This is a genomic window from Streptomyces sp. NPDC055287, from assembly GCF_053646035.1.
The window spans coordinates 39490-64837 of the sequence record NZ_JBSHNE010000001.1; the positions used below are offsets into that span (position 1 = coordinate 39490).

The window sequence follows — 25348 nt, forward strand, 5'->3', positions numbered from 1 at the left end:
CGGACTGGCCGGGAAACGAAAGCGAAGGCATGGATGCCGAGGACAGCGGCAGCCCCGCCCCGGCGAGGGCCGGGAAGGGGCTGCCGCCTCAGGAGCCGGGTGAGCGGGCGCGGGCGATCTGTCTGCGCCTGCTCACCGGAACCGCCCGGACCCGTAAACAGCTCGCGGACGCCCTCCAGAAGCGGGGCATCCCGGACGACGTGTCGGACGAGGTGCTGTCCCGCTTCGAGGAGGTCGGGCTCATCAACGACGCCGCCTTCGCGGACGCCTGGGTGGAGTCCCGCCACCACGGCCGGGGTCTCGCCCGGCGGGCGCTCGCGCGGGAGCTGCGGAACAAGGGCGTCGCCCCCACCCTGATCGACGACGCGATGGGGCAGCTCGACTCCGACCAGGAGGAAGAGAGAGCCCGGGAGCTCGTGGACCGCAAGCTCCGCTCCACCCGTGGCCTGGAGCGCGACCGCCGGCTGCGCCGCCTCGCCGGCATGCTGGCCCGCAAGGGCTACCCCGAGGGCATGGCCCTGCGGGTGGTCAGACGTGCCCTGGAAGAAGAGGGCGAGAGCGGCGAGGACACGGACGGCCCGGACTACGACCCGCTCTAGTCGATGCGGATCAGCACGGGGGCGTCGCCGCGATCGACGCGGGGCGTCGTGGTGGTGGGCGTCGGCCCCAGCCAAGCGCCCCCGGCCGCCCGTTCGGCGGTCCGGGGTAGGGGTACCCCCGGTCGAAGACGCAGGTCCGCGACGGTGCACAGCAACTTGTGCACGGGAGAGTGTGTGGGCATGGCACAGAATCCGGCGGTGCCGAGATCGCTGACCTCGCCGCCCTCAAGGCGTTGGCGCAGCCGCGCCGCCAGCAGATCCTCCAGCACCTCACCGGTCAACTCGGCCTGAAGCCCGGCAGCACACTGAATCTCACCCTCGGCGACGGCACCCCCGCCACCCTCACCGTCGCCGCGGTGTACGCCCGCGGTCTCGGATTCGGCGACCTGCCCCTGCCCCACGGCCTGGTCGCCCCGCACATCGACAGCCCCCTCGCGGCCGCCGTACTCGTCGCCACCGACAGGACCACCGGCCGGGGGGCGACACGGGAAGAACTCAGCACGGCCGTGGGCAAGTTCCCCGGTGTCGCTGTCCTGGACCCCGCGAGCGCCGACAGGCTCCAGCAGGAGCAGCGGCGCGGCAACGCCGAGGTCAACTACCTCGCCATGCTCAGGCTGGCCGGCGCCACCCGACGGCAGGTCCTGCGCATGCTGCGCATCGAGGCACTCGCGGTCCTGTTGATCGCCGCCGTTCTCGCAACCGGCATCGCGCTCGCTGTCCTGACCGCATTCAGTGTCGGCATGATGGGCAGCGCCGCCCCCCGCCGTGCAGCCGCTCGCGGTGCGGTAGGCAGCGGCGGCCAGGTAAGGGGCGCTCTCCCGGGGAGAGCGCCCCTTACCGCACGCGCTTACGGAGTCACCGGCAGCCCCGCCGCTCGCCATGCCTGGAACCCGCCGTCGAGATCCGTCGCCCGGTGCAGCCCCAACTGCCGCAGTGAGGCGGCCGCGAGACTCGACGCGTACCCCTCGTTGCAGATCACCACGACGCGCAGATCATGACCGGTGGCCTCCGGAGCCCGGTGGCTGCCCTGCGGATCGAGCCGCCACTCCAGCTCGTTGCGTTCCACGACGAGCGCCCCCGGGATCAGCCCGTCCCGCTCGCGCAGCGCGGCGTACCGGATGTCCACCAGCAGCGCACCGGCCGCGGCGGCGTCGTACGCCTCCTGCGGCCCGATCCGGTCGAGCCCTTCGCGCACCCGCTCCAGTAGTTCGTCGATGCCGGTACGTTCGCCGCTCACTGCCACTCCTCAGGACGCTCGACATGCTCCAGACGCAGCACCGCACCCGTGCGGCTGTAGCGCCGCATCATCGGCAGCGGCGGGTAGTAGGCGTGCACCGAGACGGCGTGTTCGTTCGCCGACTCGTTCAGCACCTGGTGCACATGGTGCGCGCCGAAGGCCCGTCCCCGGCCGGCCGTCAGCTCCCGCTCCCGGTCGACCCCGTCGGCCAGTTCAAGGGTTTTCCATCCCTCCGTGGGGATGCGCGCCGCGAGCGACTCCTCCCGCAGGGTGCCCGCCGCTGCGGCGAAGGCACCGTGCGAGCCGCCGTGATCGTGCCAGCCGGTGCCGGTACCGGGCGGCCAGCCGATCAGCCAGGCCTCGCTTCCGCCCGGCCCGTCGAGCCGTACCCAGGTACGGCCATCGGGATCGAGCGGAAGGGAAGCCACCAGGGAAGCGTCGGCGGCGGTACGGCGTACGAATTCGAGCAGTTCCGAGGAAGAGGGCGCGGCGTTCCGGGGAACGCTTTCGGGCGCACCTGAGGAACGTACGGAAACAGACACAGAGGACCGTCCTGAGGAAGTTCGCGAGAACGCGCGGCCGGAATCACAGCACGGCACGGCGCGTGAGAAAGAAGGGCGAATCAGCAGGACGGGCGACACACGCAGCCCGCATAGCGGACGAGGTCCATATGGACCCTCCGCCACAGGCGCACGTCGGTGTCGGTCACGCTCCGGAGTACACCACGCACGCCCGCGACGGTCAATTGATGTCCGCTGTCCGGTCGGTCAGGTCGGGCTCATCCGTCCGGTCCGCCTCGGCGGCCCCGTCGGAGGGCGCGGCCTTCGCGGGAATCTCTCCTTCTCCGGAACGCTGCGGACCGGGACCCGCCTGCGCCGACACCGGCGCGCCCCCTCGTGCCGCGTCCGCCGCCGCGTACAGCTCGGCGGGGCGCACCCCGTGGAACGCCGCGACCAGGTGCCCGTCGGGCCGCACCAGCAGCACGGTGTGCGCCGACGCCCCCGGGTAGCCCTCCGTCACCAGCAGCTCGGCCCGTACCGGCAGTGCCGTCACCGCCGCCGCGAGCCGCGGCATCACCCCCGCGGTCATCCAGTGCCGCCGGTCCCACACGCCCGTACCCGGCGCGACCAGCAGCACGAGCTGCCGGCCCCGCCCCAGCCGGTCCCGCAGCCGTACCGTCGCGCCGTCGGGCGCCGTCACGCGTACGTCCGCAACCGGCCCGCCCAGGGGCGTACCGACCAGCGTCTGCGCGTCGGCGTGCGGGGGCGCGAGAGGAGAGCGCGTGTACTCGGGAGGCGCCCCCAGCGCCCCGCGCCCGAGGTGCCCGTCGGTCAGCAGAGTGTCGTGTCCGCGCGCGGTGCCGGGAAGGTACGTCCGCAGTCCGCTGCCCCGCAGTATCGGCAGCGCCTGGTCGGCGGCGCGCAGGCGCGCGGCGACGGCCGTACGCCGCTCGGCCTGGTAACTGTCGAGCAGCGTCTGCGAAGCGCCCAGGTGCCACGCCTGCGCCAGCTTCCAGGCCAGGTTGTCGACGTCCCGCAGCCCCTCGTCGAGCCCCTGGGTACCCAGCGCCCCGAGCAGATGTGCGGCGTCACCGGCGAGGAACGCACGCCCCACCCGCCACTTGCGTGCCAGCCGGTGATGCAGCGTGTACACGCCCGTGTCGATCAGCTCGTACGGCGGTGTCACACCGCACCATCCCGCCAGCGTGTCCCGCACGCGCTCCACCAGTGCCTCGGGCGTGACGAGGTCGCCGCGCGGCGGCAGCAGCCAGTCGAGCCGCCACACCCCGTCCCGCAGCGGACGGGCAGTCACTTCCTGCCCGCCCGAACGCCACGGCGGCATGCGGTGCAGCAACGCTTCGCCGTCCCACGGCAGCTCCGTACGCAGCGCGGCGACCGCGTGCCTCTCGATCGCCGTACGTCCCGGGAAGCGGACGTCGAGGAGCTTGCGCACCGTCGACCTCGCCCCGTCGCAGCCGACCAGGAAGCTGCCGCGCCACCAGGTGGCCCCGGGCTCACGGGTGTGCGCGGTGACCCCGTTGTCGTCCTGCTCGATGGTGTCGAGACGCCCGTGCGGCACGGTCTGCACGAGGTCGTGCGCGGTGACGGCGTCCCGCAGTCCGCGCGTCAGTTCGTGCTGCGGCAGATGCACGGGAGAGGGAAGGCCGCCGTCGTCGCCGAAGAGGACCTTCCTCACATCCTGATTGCGCCGCATCGACCGCCATCCGGTCCAGCGCGTTCCCTCGTCACAGACGGTCGTGCAGCCGAGCCGCTCGGCCAGCTCGGCGGTGTCGGCCCGCAGAAGGGCCGTACGGGCCGTACGGGGCTCGTCCTTGCCGTCCCCCTCGTCGAGCAGCACGGAGGGCACACCGTGGCCCGCGAGAGCCAGCGAGAGGGCGAGCCCGACAGGACCCGCCCCAACGACGATCACCGGGTCCACGGCGCGTCCCCTCCAGTCCGTACGGACATGCGGGAAGTGGCAGGTGGAACCCGGTGCACGATCACAGAACGTATGCAACCCACTGCGGGTGCTTGCGTCAAGTGACAGAGGCAGCGGCGCGGTGGCCGCTGCCTCACATTTCGTCAGTTCTTCTTGTCGGCAGGCCCGTCGGTACCTGTGGCCCCGCCTTCCGCATGCGGTCCGACCGGTCCGGCGGCGGTCTCCAGTACTCCGGGCGCATCCAGCGGCTCGCCGGCCGCGGCCGGAGTGATGCCGGTCTTCGCCCGGCGGCCGCGCTTCTCGATCCAGGTGGCGAGCGACGAGAGCGCCAGACACATCGCGACGTAGATGGCGCCCACCACGATGACTACGGGGACGTAAGGATTGTCGTCATTGACGATGATGTTGTTGGCCATCATTCGGGCCGCGTACAGAAGCTCCGCGTACGTGATGATGTAGCCGAGCGAGGTGTCCTTGAGGGTCACGACCAGCTGGCTGATGATCGTCGGCAGCATGGACCGGACAGCCTGCGGGAGCAGCAGCATCGTCATGACCTGCGACTTGCGCAGACCCAGCGCGTACGCCGCTTCCACCTGCCCCTTGGGCACGGCGTTGACGCCCGCCCTGAGCACCTCCGCCTGGACGCACGCGTTGTAGACGGTCAGTCCGATGACCAGGGCCCAGTACGCCGAACTCTCGCCGATGAAACCGAGGTTGTCCTTGTACGTGAGGAACAGGACCCACATGGCGTAGATCGTGATCAGCAGAGGTACGGCCCGGAACAGCTCGATGAAGCCGGTCGCCACCGCGCTCACAGCGCGGTGGTCGGAGAGTCGTCCCACCGCCAGCACCACACCGAGGAGCAGCGACAGCACGGCTGCCACGACGAAGACCTGGAGGGTGGACAGGATGCCGTCGCGGATGCTCGCCCGGACCCCGGCATTGTTGAAGATGTTCCACATCTCGGGCGCGAAGTACCCGCGGTCCGCGAGCCGGTAGACCGAGAATGCGATCAGCCCGAGGACGAGCAGGGAACCGACCACGCTGTAGATGCGGTTGCGTACCCGGGCGCTGGGACCCGGGGCGTCGTACAGGACGCTCGAACTCATCGTGCGACCTCCAGGCGCCGCTCGAGCAGCCGGAAGAGACCGCTGATGGTGAAGGTGATGACCAGGTAGGCGAGTGCCACCCAGAGGAAGATCGGGGCGATGGCGAAGCCCTTGTCGCTCAGCAGCTTCTGCACACCGAAGAGCTCAGTGACGCTGAACGCTCCCGCGATCGCCGAGTTCTTGGTGAGCGCGATGAAGATGCTGCTCAGTGGCGGGACCACGGTGCGCGTGGCCTGCGGAAGGACGATCATGCGCAGCGTCTGGAAGAACGTCATGCCCAGCGAACGGGCGGCCTCGGCCTGGCCGAGCGGCACCGTACTGACGCCGGACCTGACCGCCTCGCAGACGAACGCGGAGGTGTAGAAGCCGAGCGCCAGCAGGGCCTTGACCCACGGGTTCATGCCGGTGCCGAATACGGCGGGCACCACGAACCAGACGACGAGGAACAGCAGCGTCAGCGGAGTGTTGCGGAAGAGCGTGACCCAGGCGGTGCCGAAGAACCGCAGGGGCGGTACGGGTGATACACGGAAACCGGCCATCACGACGCCCAGCACCATCGCGAGCAGCGCACTGGCGGCGGTCAGCAGCACGGTTCCTATGAAACCGTCACGGAACTCCGGCAAGTGGTCGAGCAATACATTCACGGGGAAGTCCTCGTGGGCGGCAGCGGACGGGCAGGGGACACCGCGCCCCGTACGCTCCCCTCAAGCGCGTACGGGGCCCGGAAAGTCACCACCGAAGACAGACGGCGGTTGTCAGTAGCGCTCGAGCGCCGGCGGCTCGGTGAACTCGGAGCCGGACAGGCCGAGCGTCGCGTCGTACGCCTTCTTGTAGTCGCCGTTCTTGATGTGCGCCTCGAGGGCGTCGCTGACAGCGTCGCGCAGCGCCTTGTCGTCCTTGCTCATGCCGATGCCGTACGGCTCCTTGGTGAACGGCTGGCCGATCACCTTGAGCTTCGTCGGACGCTGTGCGGCGTAGCCCTTGAGGATCGCGTCGTCGGTGGTGACGGCGTCGACCTCGTTGTTGATGAGCTGCTGCACGCACTCGGAGTACTTCGAGAGCTCGACGGTCTTGGCGCCGTACTTCGGCTTCTTGATCTCCTGGAGCGGCGTGGAGCCGACGATCGAGCAGACCTTCTTGCCCTTGAGGGCGTCCGATCCGGTGATCGCCTTCTCGTCCTTGCGGACCAGGAGGTCGGCGCCGGCCATGAAGTACGGACCGGCGAAGCCGACCTGCTTCTTGCGCTCGTCGTTGATCGTGTACGTACCGACGTAGAGGTCGATGTCACCCTTCGAGATGGTCGTCTCGCGGACACCGGAGTCGACCGTCTTGAAGTTGATCTGATCGGCCGAGAAGCCGAGGTCGGCGGCGACCATCTTGGCGATCTCGATGTCGAAACCGGAACGCTTGCCGTCGGTGTCCTCGAAGCCGAGGTACGGCTGGTCGTTCTTGGCGCCGAAGGTGATCTTGCCGGCCTTCTGGGCCTTCTTCAGGGCCGGCGAGTCGATCTTGACGTCCTTGGCGACCGTGTACGTCGGAAGCTTGGGGGCTTCCTTGCCACCGGTCGGGTCCTTCGGCTTGTCACCCGCGGTGCCGGACTCGCCGCCACAGGCGGTCGCGGTCAGGGCGAGCACTGCAATGGCAACGGCGGCCGTCTTGCGGAGCTTCATCGTGAACATCCCTTATGTCGTAGGTCGTCGTTGGTCGTCAGTGGTGAAGGATCTTCGACAGGAAGTCCTTGGCCCGGTCGCTGCGCGGGTTGCTGAAGAACTGGTCGGGCGTGGCCTCTTCGACGATCTTGCCGTCCGCCATGAAGACGACGCGGTTGGCTGCCGAGCGCGCGAAACCCATCTCGTGGGTGACGACCACCATCGTCATGCCGTCGCGCGCCAGCTGCTGCATGGCCTCCAGCACCTCGTTGATCATCTCGGGGTCGAGCGCCGAAGTGGGCTCGTCGAAGAGCATGACCTTGGGGTCCATCGCCAACGCCCGTGCGATCGCGACACGCTGCTGCTGGCCACCGGAGAGCTGTGCCGGGTACTTGTCCGCCTGCGAGCCGACGCCCACCCGGTCCAGCAGCTCCCGCGCCTTCTTCTCGGCCGCGGCCTTGTCCGCCTTGCGGACCTTGATCTGGCCCAGCGTGACGTTCTCCAGCACCGTCTTGTGCGCGAAGAGGTTGAACGACTGGAAAACCATGCCGACGTCGGCACGCAGCCGTGCGAGCTCCTTGCCCTCCTGGGGCAGCGGCTTGCCGTCGATGGCTATCGCACCGGAGTCGATCGTCTCCAGGCGGTTGATGGTGCGGCACAGCGTGGACTTTCCGGACCCCGAGGGTCCGATGACGACCACGACCTCGCCACGGGCGATGGTCAGATCGATGTCCTGGAGCACATGCAGCGCGCCGAAGTGCTTGTTGACGTTGCTCAGCACGACCAGGTCGTCGGCTGCGGGGGCAGCGTCATCGGCGGCCTTGGTCACTGAAACTCCGCTCATCGGCTTCTTGCTCCGTCCTCCTCGGTTGGGGAGGACCCTAGTCAGGCGTTACGACCAGCGTCATCACATCTGAGCGGAAATTGAGCATAACGATCCGGCTTCAACCGGACACTCCGTGTGAACGGGACTCCGGCGGGGGATACCGGCTCCATAACGGAACATGCCCGTAACGGGAAGGCCCTTGACTGGAACGTGACGCATCGGCGTTTATGCCATGAGGCGTATTGCGCCGGACCTGTTCACGAACATTTCACCGGTGGGGGAGGGTGCCATGAGGCTGCTGCTCGTCGAGGACGACGACCACGTCGCGGCTGCGCTCTCCGCGATCCTCGTCCGCCACGGCTTCCAGGTCGTCCACGCCCGCAGTGGCGAGGAGGCGATCCAGGCGCTCCTGCCCGCCGAGAAGGAACCCTTCGGCGTCGTACTGCTCGACCTCGGGCTGCCCGACCAGGACGGCTACGAGGTGTGCGGCAAGATCCGTAAGCGCGGCAACACGCCGGTGATCATGGTGACCGCGCGGGCCGACGTGCGTTCGCGCATCCACGGCCTCAACCTCGGCGCCGACGACTATGTCGTCAAGCCGTACGACACCGGCGAACTGCTCGCCCGTATCCACGCGGTCAGCCGGCGCAAAGGCACCGGTGAGGCGCCGGCGCCCGGCGACGACACGGCGCTGCGGCTCGGCGGCGTACGCATCGAGCTGCCCACGCGCCGCGTCAGCGTCGGCGGCAGCGAAGTACAGCTCACCCGCAAGGAGTTCGACCTGCTCGCCCTCCTCGCGCAGCGCCCCGGTGTGGTGTTCCGCCGGGAACAGATCATCAGCGAGGTATGGCGTACGAGCTGGGAGGGAACCGGCCGCACCCTGGAGGTGCATGTGGCCTCCCTGCGCTCCAAACTGCGGATGCCTGCGCTCATCGAGACCGTGCGCGGCGTCGGCTACCGGCTCGTCGCACCGGCCGCGTCGGTACAGGGCCCGTAACCCCACGTGCGTACCCGCCTCCTCCCCCTGCTCATCGTCCTGCTCGCGGGCATCCTGCTCGCGCTGGGCTTCCCCCTCGCGGTGAGTGTCGCCGCCGCCGAGCAGCAGCGGGTGGTCGTCGACCGGATCGACGACACGGCGCGCTTCGCCGCGCTCGCGCAGTTCGTCACCGAACGGTGGGAGAGCGGCCAGGACGAGCGCCGCAGGACCCTGGAGATCGAACTCGCCAGCTACAGCGACGTGTACGGGATCAATGCGGGCGTGTTCTACCACGACAAGTTCGCCATGGCGAGCGCCCCCGAGAACTGGGCCGTTCCCGCGAGCGGTGAGGGGCTGGAGGCCTTCGAGGAAGCGCTCCGCAAGCGCCGCAGCCACGATCCCGCTCAGGTATGGCCCTGGCAGGAGGGACGGCTCGTCGTCGCCTCACCGGTGGTGCGGGACGGCGACGTGGTCGCGGTCGTGGTCACCGACTCGCCGACCGGGCAGATGCGTTCACGGATCCTTCAGGGCTGGCTGCTGATCGCGGCGGGCGAGTTCGCGGCGATGCTGGTCGCGGTGGGCGCCGCGTTCCGGCTGACCGGGTGGGTGCTCAGGCCCGTACGCGTCCTGGACGCGGCCACTCACGACATCGCGACGGGGCTGATGAACTCACGGGTCGCGGCGGCCGGCGGCCCGCCCGAACTCAGGCGGCTCGCCCGTTCGTTCAACGAGATGGCCGACAACGTCGAGGAAGTGCTGGAGCAGCAGCGCGCCTTCGTCGCCGACGCCTCCCACCAGCTGCGCAACCCGTTGTCCGCCCTGCTCCTGCGGATCGAGCTCCTCTCCCTCGAGCTGCCCGAGGGCAACGAGGAGATCGCCTCGGTCCGGACGGAGGGCAAGCGCCTCGCGCAGGTCTTGGACAGCCTCCTGGGTCTGGCGCTGGCCGAGCAGGCCTCCGCGCACCTCCAGCTCATCGACATCGGCGAGCTGGTCACCGAGCGGGTCGCCGCCTGGCGCCCCCTGGCGGACGACAAGGGGGTCCACCTCACCCGGGAGGGCCCGGAGGCAGTCGCCGCCTGGGGTGACCCCGTGGCGCTCTCCAGCGCCCTCGACGCGGTGATCGACAACGCCCTGAAGTTCACACCGGGCGGCGAGGACGTCGAGGTGACGGTCGCGTCGAACGGTGACGCCTGCACGGTCTCGGTCGCCGACGGCGGCCCCGGCCTGACCGACGACGAACTGGACCGTATCGGCGACCGCTTCTGGCGCAGCAACCGCCACCAGAACGTCACGGGCTCGGGCCTCGGCCTGTCCATTTCCCGGGCCCTGCTGCTCGCCGGCGGCGGCACCCTCTCGTACGCCCGCAACGAGCCCCATGGGCTGCGTGTGACGGTGAAGGTCCCGCGCGCAGCGCCCAGGGCGTGACCGCTGCGGCATACCGCTGCGGCATGACAGCTACGGCATGTCAGCAGCTACGGCTTGACCGACTGGTAGTAGCGCTGAGCACCTTCGTGCAGCTCCAGCGGATCCGTGTAGATGGCGGTCCGCAGGTCCACCAGCTGGGCCGCGTGCACCTTCGTGCCGATGCGGTCCCGGCTCCCTATGACCGTACGGGTGAGCCCCTCGGTCAGCCGCGCGTCCGCGGCGTCAGTGGTCACCAGCAGATTGGCGACCGCCACCGTCGGCACGGCGGCCTTCGGCCGGATGTCCGGATACGCGTCGTCGGGCATCACGGCGGACCGGTAGTGGCGGGCCGGGCCGGCCTCCGTGTGCAGCTCGTCGACGAGATCGCCCAGGGGCACGAGCCGTATGTCGAAGCGCTTGGACAGATCCCTGACCGCGGTGGTCGGCAGGCCGCCGGACCAGAAGAAGGCGTCGATCGTGCCCTTCTCCAGACGCTGGGGCATGGTGTCGATGCCGATGGACACGGGAGTGATGTCCCGGTCGGGATCGAGCCCCGCTGCCTCGAGCAGCCGGTTCGAGACCAGGCGTACTCCCGAGCCGTCCTGTCCCACGGCGACCCGCTTGTTCCGGAGACCGGCCGCGGACCGCACCTTGGAACGCTCCGGAACGACGAGCTGCACGTAGTCGTCGTACAGTCGCGCGCACCCGCGCAGCCGGTACGCCCCCGGCAGGCCGTCCCGCTGGTACTGCGCGACGGCGTCCGCGGTGGCGATGGTGAAATCGGCATCGCCGTTCACCAGCCGCGCGAGGTTCTGGCGCGAGCCCTCACTCGAGCGAAGGTCCATGCCGACGTCCGGGAGATCGCGGGCGACCTCCTTGTCGAGGAGCTCGCCGTAGCGCTGGTAGACCCCGGTCTTCACTCCCGTACTGAACGTGATCTTCCCGCTCGGAGCCTGCTCCCCGATCGGCAGGAGCCACCACAGCAGCAGCCCGGACACCACTAGGGCGGCGGCGAACCCCTGGAGGGCGCGGCGGCGGCTGATGCGGGCGAGGGCATGGTGCATGCGCGCGATCCTGCCAGTTCACTCCCCTCGGATACCAGGGGGTGCCCGGCCCCGTACCCTGGTGTACGAGATGAGCGAGAAGACATACGAGGTGCGCACTTACGGGTGCCAGATGAACGTCCACGACTCCGAGCGGCTTTCGGGCCTCCTGGAGGGCGCGGGATACGTGCGTGCGCCGGAGGGCGCCGACGGTGACGCCGATGTCGTCGTTTTCAACACCTGCGCGGTGCGGGAGAACGCCGACAACAAGCTGTACGGCAATCTCGGCAGGCTCGCCCCGATGAAGACGAAGCGGCCGGGCATGCAGATCGCCGTGGGCGGCTGCCTCGCGCAGAAGGACCGCGACACCATCGTCAAGAAGGCCCCCTGGGTCGATGTGGTCTTCGGTACGCACAACATCGGCAAGCTGCCCGTGCTGCTGGAGCGTGCCCGCGTCCAGGAAGAGGCGCAGGTCGAGATCGCCGAGTCGCTGGAGGCGTTCCCCTCCACGCTGCCGACGCGCCGCGAGAGCGCGTACGCCGCCTGGGTGTCCATCTCCGTCGGGTGCAACAACACCTGCACCTTCTGCATCGTCCCTGCGCTGCGCGGCAAGGAGAAGGACCGCAGGACCGGCGACATCCTCGCCGAGATCGAGGCACTGGTGGCCGAGGGAGTCTCCGAGATCACCCTGCTCGGCCAGAACGTCAACGCGTACGGCTCCGACATCGGCGACCGCGAGGCGTTCTCCAAGCTGCTGCGCGCCTGCGGGAAGATCGAGGGCCTGGAGCGTGTGCGCTTCACCTCGCCGCACCCGCGCGACTTCACGGACGACGTGATCGCCGCGATGGCCGAGACGCCGAACGTCATGCCGCAGCTGCACATGCCGCTCCAGTCCGGCTCTGACACGGTGCTCAAGGCGATGCGTCGCTCGTACCGCCAGGACCGCTTCCTCGGCATCATCGAGAAGGTACGTGCGGCGATGCCGCACGCGGCCATCTCCACCGACATCATCGTGGGCTTCCCCGGCGAGACCGAGGACGACTTCGAGCAGACCATGCACACGGTCCGCGAGGCGCGCTTCGCGCAGGCCTTCACCTTCCAGTACTCCAAGCGCCCCGGTACGCCGGCCGCCACCATGGAGAACCAGATCCCCAAGGAGGTCGTCCAGGAGCGCTACATGCGTCTGGTCGCCCTCCAGGAGGAGATCTCCTGGGAGGAGAACAAGAAGCAGGTCGGCCGGACCGTCGACGTCATGGTCGCCGAGGGCGAGGGCCGCAAGGACGGCGCCACGCACCGCCTCTCCGGACGCGCCCCCGACAACCGTCTCGTCCACTTCACGAAACCGGACGAGGACGTACGTCCCGGCGACGTGGTGACGGTGGAGATCACCTACGCCGCGCCGCACCACCTGCTGGCCGAGGGCCCCTCCAAGGCGGTACGCCGCACCCGCTCGGGCGACGCCTGGGAGAAGCGCACCGCCGGGCCGAAGCAGGGCGCGGGCGTTCTGCTGGGGCTGCCGAAGATCGGCGTACCGGAGCCGCTCCCGGCGGCCATGGGCGGCTGCTCCGTCCAGTAGGCGCATGCCGCAGGGGTACTAGGCTGCCGGGCATGCTTGTCGCCGCCGCCGTGTGCCCCTGTCCGCCGCTCCTGGTCCCCGAGGTCGCCTCCGGTGCCGCACCGGAACTCGACGCCGCACGGGCCGCGTGCGCGGACGCTCTGGGGGTGCTCGCCGCATCGCGTCCCGACCTGCTCGTGGTGGTCGGTTCCGCGGGCGAGGACGGCACCGGGACGTACCCCCAGGGGGCCCCGGGCAGCTTCAAGGGCGTCGGCGTGGATTTCGGCGTGTTCCTCGGAGCGGCGGTTCCGCCGGAGGCGGGCGTCCCGGGAAGCGCCGCGGCACGCGCGCTTCCCCAGCCGCTCGCCGTGGGTGCCTGGCTGCTCTCCCGTACGCAGTGGGCGGACGCCCCTGTGGAAGGGCTCCATGTCGGGGAACGGCTGCCCGGCGCGCTGTGCGCCGGGGAGGGCCGCGAACTCGCCGCGCGGGCGGAGCGGGTCGCCCTTCTCGTACTCGGCGACGGCAGTGCCTGCCGGACGGTCAAGGCGCCCGGCTACCTGGACGAACGGGCCGACGGCTTCGACGCCGCGGCGGCGCGTGCTCTGGGCGCGGCCGACACGGCCGCTCTGATGACGCTGGACGAGCAGGCTGCGTACGAACTCAAGGCGGCGGGACGGGCCCCCTGGCAGGTCCTCGCGGGCGCCGCGCAGGGCGCCGGTCTCGGTGGACAGCTGCTGTACGAGGACGCCCCCTACGGCGTCGGGTACTTCGTCGCCGTCTGGTCCTGAGGGACCGCACCACGACGCACGGGGACGGCCGTGGAGCGATGTGCGCTCCACGGCCGTCCACCGTTGCTGCCGATCAGAGGGCCACGTGTCGGAAGACCACGCGTCAGACGGGCGGAGGGGGAGGCGGCGGCGTGGCGCCGGTGCCTCCGGTTCCGCCGGTCCCGTCGTCCTTGTGCGCGATGCGGTCCAGGGCGTGCTTCGCCTTGCCCGAACCCGACTCGATCTGACTGCTGTACTTGCCCTTGGTCTTGCTGTCGACCGCCTTGGCGGCCTTGCTCAGACCGTGCTCGATCTTGCCCTCGTGCTGCTGCGCGAGATGCGAGACCTTGTCCTTCGCGGGAGCAAGCTTGGCCTTCAACGAATCCAGGAAACCCATGGATCACCTTCGCTCTTCGGGGGACTACTTGCGGGCGCTCTCTCCAGCCTCATTGTCCGCCGCTTCGTCCGCGGACTGCTGCTTGGGGATGTCCACGTTCTCCTCCGCGGTGGCGTCGGAAGCCTCGGAGGCCTTCTCGTCCCCGCCTTCCGGCCCTTCCGCCGCGGCTTCCTCCGGAGTGTCGGCCGTCGGTGTGGCGGCCTGCGCCTCGTCGGTTGACGCCTCAGCGACACTCTTCGACTTGCGGCTAAACCATGTAAAAACGCCCATATCTGCTCCATAACCTTACTCGTGTGGGCGAAATCCCGCGCCCGAGCGGAGCGTCTCTGTGCGTCGCCCGGGGGCACCGGTCCGGAAACCGGCGGTCGGAACCTCGCAACAGGCAACGAACCCGGCCGCGTGCCGTCACGTAACTCGTTCGGGGAGGAGCCGTGGGGTTTGCGAGACTGTGCGAGTGAGAACTGCAGCTCCCGCACCGCGGGTCATCGCCGTTGTCGGCCCCACGGCAGCCGGAAAATCCGATCTGGGCGTCGCCCTCGCCCAGCATTTCGGCGGGGAAGTCGTCAACGCCGACTCCATGCAGCTCTACCGGGGGATGGACATCGGCACCGCCAAGCTGACGCCGCAAGAGCGCGGCGGAGTCCCGCACCACCTCCTGGACATCTGGGACGTCACCGAGGCGGCGAGCGTCGCCGAGTACCAGCGGCTCGCCCGCGCGGAGATCGACCGGCTGCTGGCCGAGGGCCGCACACCCGTCCTCGTCGGCGGTTCCGGCCTCTACGTACGGGGCGCCATCGACGCCCTCGAGTTCCCCGGCACCGACCCGGCCGTACGGGCCCGCCTGGAGGAGGAACTGGAGCTCCGGGGCCCCGGGGCGCTGCACGCTCGGCTCGCCGCCGCCGACCCCGACGCGGGGCGCGCGATCCTGCCGAGCAACGGCCGGCGCATCGTCCGCGCGCTCGAAGTGATCGAAATCACCGGCAAGCCTTTCACCGCCAATCTGCCCGGCCCCGACTCGGTGTACGACACCGTCCAGATCGGGGTCGACGTCGCCCGCCCCGAGCTCGACGAGCGCATCGCGCTGCGCGTCGACCGTATGTGGGACGCGGGCCTCGTGGACGAGGTGCGCACGCTGGAGGCGCGGGGGCTCCGAGAGGGGCGCACGGCGGCCCGCGCCCTGGGCTATCAGCAGGTGCTGGCCGCGCGGGCGGGGGAGTGCACCGAGGAGGAGGCGCGCGCCGAGACCGTTCGCGCCACCAAGCGCTTCGCGCGCCGCCAGGACTCGTGGTTCCGCCGGGATCCGCGGGTCCACTGGCTGAGCGGCGCGGCCGAGGACCGGGCGGAACTCGCGCATCTCGCTCTGGCGTTGGTCGAACGAGCGGTTACAGCCTGATCACGTGATGGCATCGGGACGCTCCGCCCGTCATTCGGGTGCCCGGGCCCGTGCCATCATCAAGCTTCGATCGACCAGTGAGTCCAAGTTGGGAGGGCGCGTGGCGATGGAAGCCGGCCCTCGTGACACCACACAGGACGAACCGGACCGTTTGAGCCCGGACGGGCCGGACGACCAGGACGGGACACCCGGGACCGGGACGGGTCCCGAGGTCGAGGTCGAGCTGCGCCCGCAGCGGCGCCTGCGGATCTGGCAGCTCGCGCCGATCGTGGGACTCGCCGCCATGGGCTCGCTGATGTTCGCCTTCCCCCTGGCGTTCGAGTTCGGTGACGGTGGAGCGGTCGTCGCCATGCTGGGCCTGCTGATCAGCTGCTGCGCCGCCGGCTGGGGCATGATGGCCGCCCGCCGCGTGGGACACACCTGGCCGGGCCTGCCGTCCAGGGAGTCGGGCAAGCGCCCCGACTGGCGGCTGATCGCGCTGTACGTCGCTCTGGGCACGGGGCTTGTCGCGCTGGCCGTCTGGCGCGTGGCCCGCCTCCGCTGACCTGCTGTCGTACCCGCCCCGTACGATTGACGCCGTGAGCACCTCGCAGATCGCCTTCCTCAAGGGCCACGGGACAGAGAACGACTTCGTGATCGTCCCCGACCCGGACAACACCGTCGACCTGCCCTCGTCCCTCGTCGCGAAACTGTGCGACCGCAGGGCGGGCATCGGAGGCGACGGTCTGCTGCATGTCGTACGGTCCGCCGAGCACCCCGAGGCCCGTGCGATGGCCGGCGAGGCCGAGTGGTTCATGGACTACCGCAACGCCGACGGCTCGATCGCCGAGATGTGCGGCAACGGCGTCCGTGTCTTCGCCCGCTACCTCCAGCGCGCGGGCCTGGCCGGCGAGGGCGACCTGGCCGTCGCCACCCGCGGCGGCGTCAAGCAGGTGCACATCGCCAAGGCCCAGCCCGGTGGCGACAGTGGCGACATCACCGTCTCCATGGGCCGGGCCGCCCTCCCCGAGGGCGACGTCACGGTCTCCGTGGGGGCCCGGGAATGGCCCGCCCGCAATGTGAACATGGGCAACCCGCACGCCGTCGCATTCGTCGACGACCTGGAACACGCCGGCGATCTCTTCACCGCCCCGCCCTTCAGCCCCGCCTCCGCGTACCCCCAGGGCGTCAACGTCGAGTTCGTCGTCGACCGAGGCCCGCGCCACGTCGCCATGCGGGTGCACGAGCGCGGCTCGGGCGAGACCCGCTCCTGCGGCACGGGCGCCTGCGCCGTGGCCGTCGCGGCGGCCCGCAGGGACGGCGCCGATCCCGCCGTCACCGGCGAGCCCGTGGCGTACACCGTGGACCTCCCCGGCGGCCGTCTGGTGATCACCGAGCGGCCCGACGGGGCCGTCGAGATGACCGGGCCCGCCGTGATCGTCGCCGAGGGCACCATCGAAGCGGACTGGATCGGTCCGGCCCAGTAGTTCCACCCCCACGGCCGATACGGCCGGCAGGAAACGGGCATCGTACGGAGCTTCGCTCGAATGGGTGATCCGGTTCACGCTGAGCGAGAGCGGGACTGCGCGGCGTGGTGGGCTCGGTAGCATCAAGCACCGGCCGGGACGTGGGTCCACCCGTCCACCGCCGGTCGAAGCTGCCGGAGGTGCCCCATGAGTGCAGAGGCCGCCAACCCAGGTGCCGCCAGTCGCAGGCGTGGCCGCACCAGGCTCGATCTCCGCAGGATCGGCCGGGTCGCACTGCTCGGCCCCACGTCGCGCGACCGGCTGCCCGACGCGATCGGCCACGTCGCGGACGCCCACCGCGCCCACCACCCCGACGCGGACCTCACCATCCTGCACAGGGCGTACGTACTGGCCGAGTCCTCGCACCGGGGACAGATGCGCAAGAGCGGCGAGCCGTACATCACGCACCCGCTGGCCGTGACGCTGATCCTCGCCGAACTCGGGGCCGAGACCACGACGTTGACCGCGGCGCTCCTGCACGACACCGTCGAGGACACCGAAGTGACGCTCGACCAGGTGCGCTCGGAGTTCGGCGAGGAGGTCTGTTTCCTCGTCGACGGAGTGACGAAACTCGAGAAGGTCGACTACGGCGCCGCTGCCGAACCCGAGACCTTCCGCAAGATGCTCGTCGCCACCGGCAACGACGTCCGGGTCATGTCGATCAAACTCGCCGACCGGCTGCACAACATGCGCACCCTCACGGTGATGCGCCCCGAGAAGCAGGCCCGGATCGCCAAAGTCACCCGCGACGTCCTGATCCCGCTGGCGGAACGGCTCGGCGTACAGGCCCTCAAGACCGAGCTGGAGGACCTGGTCTTCGCGATCCTGCACCCCGAGGAGTATGAGCGCACGCGCGCCCTCATCGCGGCGGACGCGAGCGCGGGCGACCCCCTGAACGCCATCGCGGAGGACGTCAGGAAGGTGCTGCGGGAAGCGGGCCTGGCCGCCGAAGTCCTGGTCAGGCCGCGGCACTTCGTCTCCGTGCACCGGGTCAGGCTCAAACGCGGCGAACTGCGCGGCACGGACTTCGGACGCCTGCTGGTGCTCGTCGGGGAGGACGCCGACTGCTACGGCGTACTGGGCGAACTGCACACCTGCTTCACGCCGGTGATCTCGGAGTTCAAAGACTTCATCGCGGCGCCCAAATTCAACCTCTACCAGTCGCTGCACACGGCCGTCGCGAGCCCGGACGGCGAGGTGGCCGAAATCCTCATCCGTACGCACCAGATGCACAAGGTCGCCGAGGCGGGCGTCGTCGCCCTGGGCAACCCGTACACCCCGACCGACGGCGCCGAGGCGCCCGAGGAGGGCGAGCGGGCCGACCCCACCAGGCCCGGCTGGCTCTCCCGGCTGCTGGAATGGCAGGAGTCCACACCGGACCCCGACACCTTCTGGACGTCGCTGCGCGCGGACCTCGCCCAGGACCGGGAGATCACCGTGTTCCGCTCGGACGGCGGCACGCTGGGCCTGCCGGCCGGCGCGAGCTGTGTGGACGCCGCGTACGCGCAGTACGGCGAGGCGGCGCACCGCTGCATCGGCGCACGCGTCAACGGGCGTCTGGCGACGCTCAGCACGGTGCTCAGCGACGGCGACACGGTGCAGTTGCTCCTCGCCCACGACATCGGCTCAGGGCCACTGCCCGAGTGGCTCGACCACGCCCGTACGCCCGCCGCGCGCATCGCCATCAGCGGCTGGCTCTCCTCCCACCAGGACGAGGTCCCCGTCCCGCAAGGAGGCGTGGGCCGGCCGCCGGAGCCCAGACCCGGGGGAGGGGCCGGCGCCTCGGCGCCCGGCATCGACACCCTGGTGCGCCGGGTCGCCGGCAACGCCGTCGTGGACCTGCCGGACGCGACCGTACGCCTCGCCGGCTGCTGTACGCCGGTGCCGCCGGACGCCGTCACCGGCTTCGCCGTACGCGGCGGCGCCGTCACCGTGCACCGCGAGGAGTGCCCCGCGGTGGGCCGGATGCGGGCGCACGGGCGCGAGCCCGTGGGCGTGCGCTGGCTGGCCAGCGGCGACTGCCGGGTCACCCTGGTCGCCGAGTCCTTCGGCCGCCCGAGGCTTCTCGCCGACCTGACGGAGGCCATCGCCACCGCGGGCGCGGCGGTCGTCTCGGCCACCGTGGAACCGCCGAGCGAGCAGCGCGTACGGCACACGTACACGCTCCAGCTGCCCGACGCCGCCGGGCTCCCCGCGCTGATGCGCGCGATGCGCGAGGTACCCGGGGTGTACGACGTGAGCCGCGCCCAGCATCCCGCCACCGCCTGATCGAACGCACCGCTCTTTCGAGTGGGTGCAGCGCGAGCCGTCCCGGTGGCCCGGTCGGTCCCTGATAGCGGTGGTCCATGCTGCTCACCTCCCGGCGCCTGCGTGCCGCCCTGCTGGCCGCCGCATCGGCCACCCTCGTCGCCGCGACCGTGCCCGCCCCCGTGCCACCCGTGGCGCTCGGTATCGGCGATCCGCTCTTCCCGCACCTGGGGAACCCCGGATACGACGTTCTCGAGTACGACATCTCCTTCACGTACGGCGGGAGCAACAGCAAGCCCCTGGACTCCGTCACGAAGATCGACGCGCTGGCCACGGAGCGGCTCGACCGCGTCAATCTCGACTTCTCGCGCGGCACCGTCGCGTCGGTCGAGGTGAACGGCGAGCGGGCGGATTTCGCGACGGCGGGCGAGGACCTGATCGTCACGCCGGAGGAGCCGGTGGACCAGGGATGGCCGCTGCGGATCACTGTCCGGCACACGAGCGATCCCAGTCCCAAGAAGGGCGCGGACGGCGGCTGGGTGCGTACGCGCGACGGCCTCGCCATGGCGAACCAGGCCGACGCGGCGCACCGCGTCTTCCCGTGCAACGACCACCCGGCCGACAAGGCGTACTTCACGTTCCGTGTCACCGCGCCGAAGGGCATGACAGCGGTCGCCAACGGGCTGCCCGTGGGAAAGGCCGCGAAGACGGCGGGCGGCACCACCTGGGCGTACCGGACCAGCCACCCCATGGCGACCGAATTGGCCCAGGTTTCAGTCGGCCGGTCGACCGTGCTGCACAGGAACGGGCCGAACGGTCTTCCCGTACGCGACGTCGTGCCGACCGCGGACCGGGCGCGGCTCGAACCGTGGCTGAAGAAGACGCCGGGGCAGCTGGAGTGGATGGAGCGGCAGATCGGCCGCTACCCGCTGGAGACGTACGGGCTGCTCATCGCCGACGCGGACACCGGCTTCGAGTTGGAGACGCAGACGCTGTCGCTCTTCGAGCGGTCGCTGTTCACCCGTTCCGATCTGCCCGCCTGGTACGTCGAGTCGATCATGGTGCACGAACTGGCGCACCAGTGGTTCGGCAACAGCGTCTCGCCGCGCTCCTGGTCCGACCTGTGGCTCAACGAAGGACACGCCACCTGGTACGAGGCCCAGTACGCCGAGGACCACGCGAAGCGGCCGCTGAAGGAGCGGATGCGCCAGGCGTACGCGCAGTCGGACGCCATGCGGGCGCAGGGCGGCCCGCCCGCCGCTCCCCGCGGTCCCGTGCCGGGGAAGAAGATCAGCATCTTCAGGCCGGTCGTCTACGACGGCAGCGCCCTGGTGCTGTACGCGCTGCGCCAGGAGATCGGCAAGGAGGCCTTCGGACAGCTGGAGCGCCGCTGGGTCAGTGATTACCGCGACGCCAGCGCGACGACCGGCGACTTCACGAACCTCGCGTCGCAGATCGCGGGCCGGGACCTGACCGGCTTCTTCAAGGAGTGGCTGTACGGGAAGAAGACGCCGGCCATGCCCGGGCACCCGGACTGGCGCAGTGAGACGGCGGCCAAGGCCACCAAGGCGACCAAGGCGAAGGAGTCGGGCAAGGCTGGGGCCGAGCCGACAGCCAAGGCGGCGCGGCGCGGGGAGAGGTAGGGGACGCGGGAAGCGGGCATAAACCGGAGTGACGGCCCGGGGCGGCCCGTGCCACTATCAACGGGTCGTCGGCGCTGCCGGGACCGGGGGGCCACCGCACAGTTCGGGAATCTTCCGGCCACGTCACGCGTTGTGACCGATACAACCGACTTTCTATCGACGTAAGGATCCAATGACCTCCTCTTCTTCCGCTTCCAAAGACGCACAGAGCTTCACGGAGAACGTGACCGAGAGCCTTCGGGCCGATGCCCTGATGGAAGAGGACGTCGCCTGGAGCTACGAAGTCGACGGGGAGCGGGACGGCGACCAGTTCGAGCGCTCCGACCGCGCCGCGCTGCGACGTGTGGCGGGCCTCTCCACAGAGCTCGAAGACGTAACCGAGGTCGAGTACCGGCAGCTGCGCCTGGAGCGCGTGGTGCTGGTCGGTGTCTGGACCTCCGGAACCGTGCTCGACGCCGAGAACTCACTGGCGGAGCTGGCCGCTCTCGCGGAGACCGCGGGCGCCCTGGTGCTCGACGGCGTCGTGCAGCGTCGTGACAAGCCCGACCCGGCCACGTACATCGGCTCGGGCAAGGCGATCGAGCTGCGCGACATCGTGATCGAGACCGGTGCCGACACCGTCGTCTGTGACGGTGAGCTCAGCCCCGGCCAGCTCATCCACCTCGAGGACGTCGTCAAGGTCAAGGTCGTCGACCGCACCGCCCTGATCCTCGACATCTTCGCCCAGCACGCCAAGTCCCGGGAGGGCAAGGCACAGGTCGCGCTCGCGCAGATGCAGTACATGCTGCCCCGGCTGCGCGGCTGGGGTCAGTCGCTCTCCCGGCAGATGGGCGGCGCAGGCTCCGGCGGTGGCGGCGGTATGGCCACCCGTGGTCCCGGTGAGACCAAGATCGAGACCGACCGGCGTCGGATCCGCGAGAAGATGGCGAAGATGCGCCGGGAGATTGCGGAGATGAAGACCGGCCGCGACATCAAGCGGCAGGAGCGCAAGCGCAACAAGGTGCCCTCGGTCGCGATCGCCGGGTACACGAACGCCGGAAAGTCCTCGCTGCTCAACCGCCTTACGGGCGCGGGCGTGCTGGTGGAGAACGCCCTGTTCGCCACCCTCGACCCGACCGTGCGCCGCGCGGAGACACCGACCGGGCGGATCTACACGCTCGCCGACACGGTCGGATTCGTACGGCATCTGCCGCACCACCTCGTCGAGGCGTTCCGCTCCACCATGGAGGAGGTCGGTGACGCCGACCTGATCCTGCACGTGGTGGACGGTTCGCACCCGGCGCCGGAGGAGCAGCTGGCGGCCGTACGCGAAGTGATCCGTGATGTCGGCGCGCTGAATGTGCCCGAGGTCGTGGTGATCAACAAGGCGGACGCGGCAGACCCGGTCGTGCTGCAGCGGCTGCTGCGCATCGAGCGTCACGCGATCGCGGTGTCGGCCCGTACGGGCGCGGGCATGGCGGAACTGCTGGCGCTGATCGACTCCGAGCTGCCCCGGCCCGAGGTCGAGATCGAGGCGCTCGTGCCGTACACGCACGGCGGGCTTATCTCGCGCGCCCACGCCGACGGCGAGGTGATCTCCGAGGAGCACACCGGGGAAGGCACGCTGATCAAGGTGCGGGTGCACGAGGAACTGGCGGCGGACCTGGCGCCGTACGTGCCGGCGACTCGCTGACGCGCGGCCGCCGGCCGCGGCCCCATCGGAGCGGTACGGGAGCCGTACCGGCACCGAGCAAGCCCGAAGGCCCGTCCCTCACGACGAGGGGCGGGCCTTCGGGCCGTTCGGGGCACTGCCCGCGGCGGCTACTTGCTGCCGTACTTCTCGCTCATGGCGGTGAAGACCTGCTCAGCGCCCGCGCCCAGGCGCGGGCCCGCCAGCCAGCCCGAAGTGACCGGGCCGATCGAGGTGTTGGAGACCAGCGCAGTCCTGCCGTCCGGCTGAGTGGCGAACCAGCCGCCGCCGGAGGAACCGCCGGTCATGGTGCAGCCGATCCGGTGCATCGTGGGCGTACCGGGGCTGATGGACAGGCGGGTCGGACGGTCCACGCACTTGTGCATGATCAGACCGTTGTACGGCGGCGCGGCCGGGTAGCCCCAGGCGCCCATCGCACCGGCCTTCGCCGTCTCGGGGACGTCGAAGCTGATCGGCAGGGCGTTGCGCACGGTCTCCTCGAGCGACTTGCCGCCTTTCTCGGGCTTCACGTGCATCACTGCATAGTCGTACGCGGCGCCCTCGCCGCCCGTCGGGCCGCCGTCCCGGATCCACTCGTTGGAGGTCGAGACCCAGTCGGCCCAGTAGACGCCGTACGGGGAGATGTCCTGGTGCCGGGCGTTCTTCAGCGCGGCCGCGGACTTGCCGAGGTCGTTGTAGGAGGGGACGAAGGCGATGTTGCGGTACCAGCCGCCGGCCTTCCCCGCGTGGACGCAGTGCCCCGCCGTCCACAGCAGGTTGGACCTGCCCGGGTTCCTCGGGTCCTTGACGACGGTCGCCGAGCAGACCATCGACCCCTCGGGGGAGTCGAAGAAGACCTTGCCGACGGGGGCCGCGTGGGCGTGGTACGGGGTCTTCTCCGCTTCGGCCCGGACCGGGCGCGGCTCGGGATCGGAGACGCCCTGGCCGCCTGACGCGTCACCGGCGGCCATGGTCTTGGACGGGGCCTTCGCCGCCTGCATCCGTTCGGGCTTCCACAGACCCTCGATGACCGGGTTGACGTAGTCCTCGGCCTCGCGCAGCCAGTCCTCCTTGTCCCAGTTCTTCCAGCCGCCGCCCTTCCACTGGTCGATGTCGACGCCGTGGTCCTTGAGCTGGTCGGCGAGGTCCGCCGGAATTGCGGCCTCCGCGCCCCCGGCGGGCGCGGAAGCGGTGGCCCCGCCGACGGCCTTGTCCTCGCCCGGGCCGCACGCGGTGGCCGTCAGCGCGAGGGCCGCCGCGATGCCGGTGGCGGCGAGCAGCGGACGTATGGATCGCATGGAAACGAGTCCCCCTGTAGAGCACGTAAATAATGTCTTGAGCATGTCACGCGTGAGGTCGGTCCTCCGGCGGGCCCAGAGGCAGGTCAGGGGCCCCCGGCGCACCCGCCGAGGGCCCCTGACCAGCAGTCACCCGCCAGTCACCGCTACTTGTCGGCGAACTTCCCGCTCACCGTGTCGTAGATCGCCTTGGCTTCGGTGCCCAGGCGCGGACCGGCCAGCCAGCCGGCCGTCACCGGGCCGATCGAGGTGTTCGAGACCAGCGCGGGCTTGCCGTCCCGGCCGGTGGCCGCCCAGCCGCCGCCGGACGAACCACCGGTCATGGTGCAGCCGATGCGGTACATCGTCGGGTCGCCGGGCTTGATGGACAGGCGGCCCGGCTTGTCGGAGCACTGGAACTGCTTCTGGCCGTCGAAGGGCGGGGCGGCCGGGTAACCGGTAGCCGTCATGCTCGCGATCCCGGGTGCGGCCGGTGCGTCGAACTCCACCGGAAGGGCTGAACCGACCGTCTCCTCGAGCGACTTGCCATTGCCCTTCTCCGGGGTGACGTGCAGCACCGCGAAGTCGTACGGAGCGCCTTCGCCGCCGGTCGGCCCGCCCTGGGCGATCCACTGCGAGGACGTCTGCGCCCAGTCGCCCCACCACACGCCGTGCGGGGTGATTTCCTTCTCGTTCTTGGGGGCGCCGTCGAGCTCGGCGGCCGACTTGCCGGTGTCGTTGTAGGACGGGACGAAGGCGATGTTGCGGTACCAGCCGCCCTTCTTGCCGGCGTGCACGCAGTGGCCGGCCGTCCACACCATGTTGGACTTTCCGGGGTGCGCCGGGTCCTTGACGACGGTCGCGGAGCAGACCATCGAACCCTCGGGGCCGTCGAAGAAGAGCTTCCCGGCTTCGGGAGTGCTCTTGGTGTACGGGGTCTTCACCGGCAACGCCTGGACGGGCGCGGGTGTCGGGTCGGTGACGCCCTCGTCGCCGGAGATGTCGTTGTCCACCGGCGTGTCGGGCTCCTCGGCGTCCCGCATCCGGTCCGCGTCCCAGAGGTCCTCGATGATCGGGTTGATGTAGTCCTCGGCCTCGCGGAGCCAGTCGTCCCTGCTCCAGTCCTTCCAGGCGCCGCCCTTCCACTTGTCCAGGTCGACGCCGTGCTCCTTGAGCCGGTCCTTCAGGTCGTCGGGGATGACGATCTTGCCGTCGGTGCCCTGGCTGGCGGAGGCGCTCGGCTCCCCGCCGGCGTTGTCCTCGCTCGGACCGCAGGCGGTGGCGGTCAGGGCGAGGGCGGCGGCAAGGCCGACAGCGGCGAGTGCGGGGGAGGTTCGGCGACGCGCGCTCCTCCCGCCACGTGCTGCGATGGTCGGGCGAATGGGTCGCATGTCTTGATCCCCCTGGGACTTCGAAATCTTCTTCAGCGAACTCGGCGAACTATGCGAACTCTGCGCAGTCTGCACACGTTACGCACCCCGGCGGCGGAGCTTTGGGCCGGAGCGCGCGGTCCCCACTATGCCGGTGCCGATGGGGACGGCGCGCGGCAGGGGCGCGGTTCCCCGGACGTAAGGATCTTCTTATTGCCCGTGATCCTCCGGCGCCACCGTCGT

24 protein-coding genes are annotated in these 25348 nt (G+C 70.3%); 11 read left to right on the plus strand and 13 right to left on the minus strand.

What is annotated here, in order from left to right:
- Window positions 1-29: 29 nt before the first annotated feature.
- Entirely contained in the window at window positions 30-599 is a 570-nt protein-coding gene (gene recX / locus ACWIHY_RS00165) for a recombination regulator RecX (protein WP_454373280.1), read from the plus strand.
- 847 nt (window positions 600-1446) lie between these two features.
- On the opposite strand, the gene ACWIHY_RS00170 is transcribed toward recX, so the two are convergent.
- From ACWIHY_RS00170 to ACWIHY_RS00205, 8 genes are all read right to left on the minus strand, one after another.
- Window positions 1447-1836: a rhodanese-like domain-containing protein gene (locus tag ACWIHY_RS00170; protein WP_454373281.1), complete on the minus strand. Its 390-nt coding sequence runs from the start codon at window positions 1834-1836 to the stop codon at window positions 1447-1449.
- Window positions 1833-2378, minus strand: coding sequence for a cysteine dioxygenase (locus ACWIHY_RS00175; protein ID WP_454373282.1), 546 nt, complete (start codon window positions 2376-2378; stop codon window positions 1833-1835). The genes ACWIHY_RS00170 and ACWIHY_RS00175 overlap by 4 nt, the downstream gene beginning before the upstream one ends.
- Before the next feature lie 80 nt (window positions 2379-2458).
- Window positions 2459-2566, minus strand: coding sequence for a putative leader peptide (locus ACWIHY_RS00180; RefSeq protein ID WP_369522850.1), 108 nt, complete (start codon window positions 2564-2566; stop codon window positions 2459-2461).
- Between the two features lie 11 nt (window positions 2567-2577).
- Window positions 2578-4275 carry an FAD-dependent monooxygenase gene (locus ACWIHY_RS00185; RefSeq protein ID WP_454373283.1) on the minus strand — a complete coding sequence of 566 codons (1698 nt, stop codon included), beginning with the start codon at window positions 4273-4275 and terminating at the stop codon, window positions 2578-2580.
- Window positions 4276-4418: 143 nt separating this feature from the next.
- Complete coding sequence (locus ACWIHY_RS00190; RefSeq protein ID WP_454373284.1) at window positions 4419-5384, minus strand: amino acid ABC transporter permease; 966 nt, start codon at window positions 5382-5384, stop codon at window positions 4419-4421.
- On the minus strand, window positions 5381-6028 hold the full coding sequence (locus ACWIHY_RS00195) for an amino acid ABC transporter permease (protein WP_454373285.1): 648 nt from the start codon (window positions 6026-6028) through the stop codon (window positions 5381-5383). Before ACWIHY_RS00195 ends, ACWIHY_RS00190 begins: the two co-directional genes overlap by 4 nt.
- A gap of 111 nt (window positions 6029-6139) precedes the next feature.
- Window positions 6140-7054 (minus strand): glutamate ABC transporter substrate-binding protein, encoded by a 915-nt coding sequence (locus ACWIHY_RS00200; RefSeq protein WP_454373286.1) that lies wholly within the window; start codon window positions 7052-7054, stop codon window positions 6140-6142.
- 37 nt (window positions 7055-7091) lie between these two features.
- Entirely contained in the window at window positions 7092-7877 is a 786-nt protein-coding gene (locus tag ACWIHY_RS00205; RefSeq protein ID WP_285439232.1) for an amino acid ABC transporter ATP-binding protein, read from the minus strand.
- Window positions 7878-8148: 271 nt separating this feature from the next.
- Between ACWIHY_RS00205 and ACWIHY_RS00210 the strand changes: the two genes are divergently transcribed.
- Complete coding sequence (locus tag ACWIHY_RS00210; RefSeq protein WP_454373287.1) at window positions 8149-8856, plus strand: response regulator transcription factor; 708 nt, start codon at window positions 8149-8151, stop codon at window positions 8854-8856.
- 6 nt (window positions 8857-8862) lie between these two features.
- On the plus strand, window positions 8863-10260 hold the full coding sequence (locus tag ACWIHY_RS00215) for a sensor histidine kinase (protein WP_454373288.1): 1398 nt from the start codon (window positions 8863-8865) through the stop codon (window positions 10258-10260).
- Window positions 10261-10307: 47 nt separating this feature from the next.
- On the opposite strand, the gene ACWIHY_RS00220 is transcribed toward ACWIHY_RS00215, so the two are convergent.
- Entirely contained in the window at window positions 10308-11303 is a 996-nt protein-coding gene (locus tag ACWIHY_RS00220; RefSeq protein ID WP_454373289.1) for a TAXI family TRAP transporter solute-binding subunit, read from the minus strand.
- A 70-nt stretch (window positions 11304-11373) separates the two neighbouring features.
- On the opposite strand from ACWIHY_RS00220, the gene miaB reads away from it, so the two are divergent.
- Both miaB and ACWIHY_RS00230 read left to right on the plus strand, forming a co-directional pair.
- Entirely contained in the window at window positions 11374-12858 is a 1485-nt protein-coding gene (gene miaB / locus ACWIHY_RS00225; RefSeq protein WP_454373290.1) for a tRNA (N6-isopentenyl adenosine(37)-C2)-methylthiotransferase MiaB, read from the plus strand.
- A 32-nt stretch (window positions 12859-12890) separates the two neighbouring features.
- Complete coding sequence (locus tag ACWIHY_RS00230) at window positions 12891-13625, plus strand: hypothetical protein (RefSeq protein ID WP_454373291.1); 735 nt, start codon at window positions 12891-12893, stop codon at window positions 13623-13625.
- A gap of 103 nt (window positions 13626-13728) precedes the next feature.
- Here ACWIHY_RS00230 and ACWIHY_RS00235 read toward each other — a convergent pair whose 3' ends face one another.
- Together ACWIHY_RS00235 and ACWIHY_RS00240 are read right to left on the minus strand one after the other, a co-directional pair.
- Complete coding sequence (locus ACWIHY_RS00235; protein WP_454373292.1) at window positions 13729-14001, minus strand: antitoxin; 273 nt, start codon at window positions 13999-14001, stop codon at window positions 13729-13731.
- Between the two features lie 24 nt (window positions 14002-14025).
- The gene (locus ACWIHY_RS00240; RefSeq protein ID WP_454373293.1) at window positions 14026-14271 is read right to left on the minus strand and encodes a hypothetical protein; all 246 of its coding nucleotides are present in this window, start codon (window positions 14269-14271) and stop codon (window positions 14026-14028) included.
- 184 nt (window positions 14272-14455) lie between these two features.
- Here ACWIHY_RS00240 and miaA point away from each other — a divergent pair, with 184 nt between their 5' ends.
- From miaA to hflX, 6 genes are all read left to right on the plus strand, one after another.
- On the plus strand, window positions 14456-15394 hold the full coding sequence (gene miaA / locus ACWIHY_RS00245) for a tRNA (adenosine(37)-N6)-dimethylallyltransferase MiaA (protein ID WP_454373294.1): 939 nt from the start codon (window positions 14456-14458) through the stop codon (window positions 15392-15394).
- Window positions 15395-15500: 106 nt separating this feature from the next.
- Window positions 15501-15938 (plus strand): hypothetical protein, encoded by a 438-nt coding sequence (locus tag ACWIHY_RS00250; RefSeq protein ID WP_454373837.1) that lies wholly within the window; start codon window positions 15501-15503, stop codon window positions 15936-15938.
- Between the two features lie 34 nt (window positions 15939-15972).
- Window positions 15973-16860 (plus strand): diaminopimelate epimerase, encoded by an 888-nt coding sequence (dapF, locus tag ACWIHY_RS00255; RefSeq protein WP_454373295.1) that lies wholly within the window; start codon window positions 15973-15975, stop codon window positions 16858-16860.
- Between the two features lie 186 nt (window positions 16861-17046).
- Entirely contained in the window at window positions 17047-19167 is a 2121-nt protein-coding gene (locus ACWIHY_RS00260; protein WP_454373296.1) for a RelA/SpoT family protein, read from the plus strand.
- Between the two features lie 77 nt (window positions 19168-19244).
- Window positions 19245-20789, plus strand: a complete 1545-nt coding sequence (locus ACWIHY_RS00265) for a M1 family metallopeptidase (RefSeq protein WP_454373297.1) — start codon at window positions 19245-19247, stop codon at window positions 20787-20789.
- Between the two features lie 172 nt (window positions 20790-20961).
- Window positions 20962-22461 (plus strand): GTPase HflX, encoded by a 1500-nt coding sequence (gene hflX / locus ACWIHY_RS00270; RefSeq protein ID WP_454373298.1) that lies wholly within the window; start codon window positions 20962-20964, stop codon window positions 22459-22461.
- A gap of 128 nt (window positions 22462-22589) precedes the next feature.
- On the opposite strand, the gene ACWIHY_RS00275 is transcribed toward hflX, so the two are convergent.
- Window positions 22590-23756 (minus strand): trypsin-like serine peptidase, encoded by a 1167-nt coding sequence (locus ACWIHY_RS00275; protein ID WP_454373299.1) that lies wholly within the window; start codon window positions 23754-23756, stop codon window positions 22590-22592.
- A 146-nt stretch (window positions 23757-23902) separates the two neighbouring features.
- The gene (locus ACWIHY_RS00280) at window positions 23903-25126 is read right to left on the minus strand and encodes a trypsin-like serine peptidase (protein ID WP_454373300.1); all 1224 of its coding nucleotides are present in this window, start codon (window positions 25124-25126) and stop codon (window positions 23903-23905) included.
- Window positions 25127-25348 lie beyond the last annotated feature (222 nt).

Bases quoted from the DNA above. Each gene is read 5' to 3' on its own strand.
- recX (WP_454373280.1), top strand. From the start codon at position 30: ATGGATGCCGAGGACAGCGGCAGCCCCGCCCCGGCGAGGGCCGGGAAG.
- ACWIHY_RS00190 (WP_454373284.1), bottom strand. From the start codon at position 5,384: ATGAGTTCGAGCGTCCTGTACGACGCCCCGGGTCCCAGCGCCCGGGTA.
- ACWIHY_RS00200 (WP_454373286.1), bottom strand. From the start codon at position 7,054: ATGAAGCTCCGCAAGACGGCCGCCGTTGCCATTGCAGTGCTCGCCCTG.
- ACWIHY_RS00205 (WP_285439232.1), bottom strand. From the start codon at position 7,877: ATGAGCGGAGTTTCAGTGACCAAGGCCGCCGATGACGCTGCCCCCGCA.
- ACWIHY_RS00210 (WP_454373287.1), top strand. From the start codon at position 8,149: ATGAGGCTGCTGCTCGTCGAGGACGACGACCACGTCGCGGCTGCGCTC.
- ACWIHY_RS00220 (WP_454373289.1), bottom strand. From the start codon at position 11,303: ATGCACCATGCCCTCGCCCGCATCAGCCGCCGCCGCGCCCTCCAGGGG.
- miaB (WP_454373290.1), top strand. From the start codon at position 11,374: ATGAGCGAGAAGACATACGAGGTGCGCACTTACGGGTGCCAGATGAAC.
- ACWIHY_RS00230 (WP_454373291.1), top strand. From the start codon at position 12,891: ATGCTTGTCGCCGCCGCCGTGTGCCCCTGTCCGCCGCTCCTGGTCCCC.
- ACWIHY_RS00235 (WP_454373292.1), bottom strand. From the start codon at position 14,001: ATGGGTTTCCTGGATTCGTTGAAGGCCAAGCTTGCTCCCGCGAAGGAC.
- ACWIHY_RS00240 (WP_454373293.1), bottom strand. From the start codon at position 14,271: ATGGGCGTTTTTACATGGTTTAGCCGCAAGTCGAAGAGTGTCGCTGAG.
- ACWIHY_RS00250 (WP_454373837.1), top strand. From the start codon at position 15,501: ATGGAAGCCGGCCCTCGTGACACCACACAGGACGAACCGGACCGTTTG.
- ACWIHY_RS00260 (WP_454373296.1), top strand. From the start codon at position 17,047: ATGAGTGCAGAGGCCGCCAACCCAGGTGCCGCCAGTCGCAGGCGTGGC.
- ACWIHY_RS00265 (WP_454373297.1), top strand. From the start codon at position 19,245: ATGCTGCTCACCTCCCGGCGCCTGCGTGCCGCCCTGCTGGCCGCCGCA.
- hflX (WP_454373298.1), top strand. From the start codon at position 20,962: ATGACCTCCTCTTCTTCCGCTTCCAAAGACGCACAGAGCTTCACGGAG.
- ACWIHY_RS00275 (WP_454373299.1), bottom strand. From the start codon at position 23,756: ATGCGATCCATACGTCCGCTGCTCGCCGCCACCGGCATCGCGGCGGCC.
- ACWIHY_RS00280 (WP_454373300.1), bottom strand. From the start codon at position 25,126: ATGCGACCCATTCGCCCGACCATCGCAGCACGTGGCGGGAGGAGCGCG.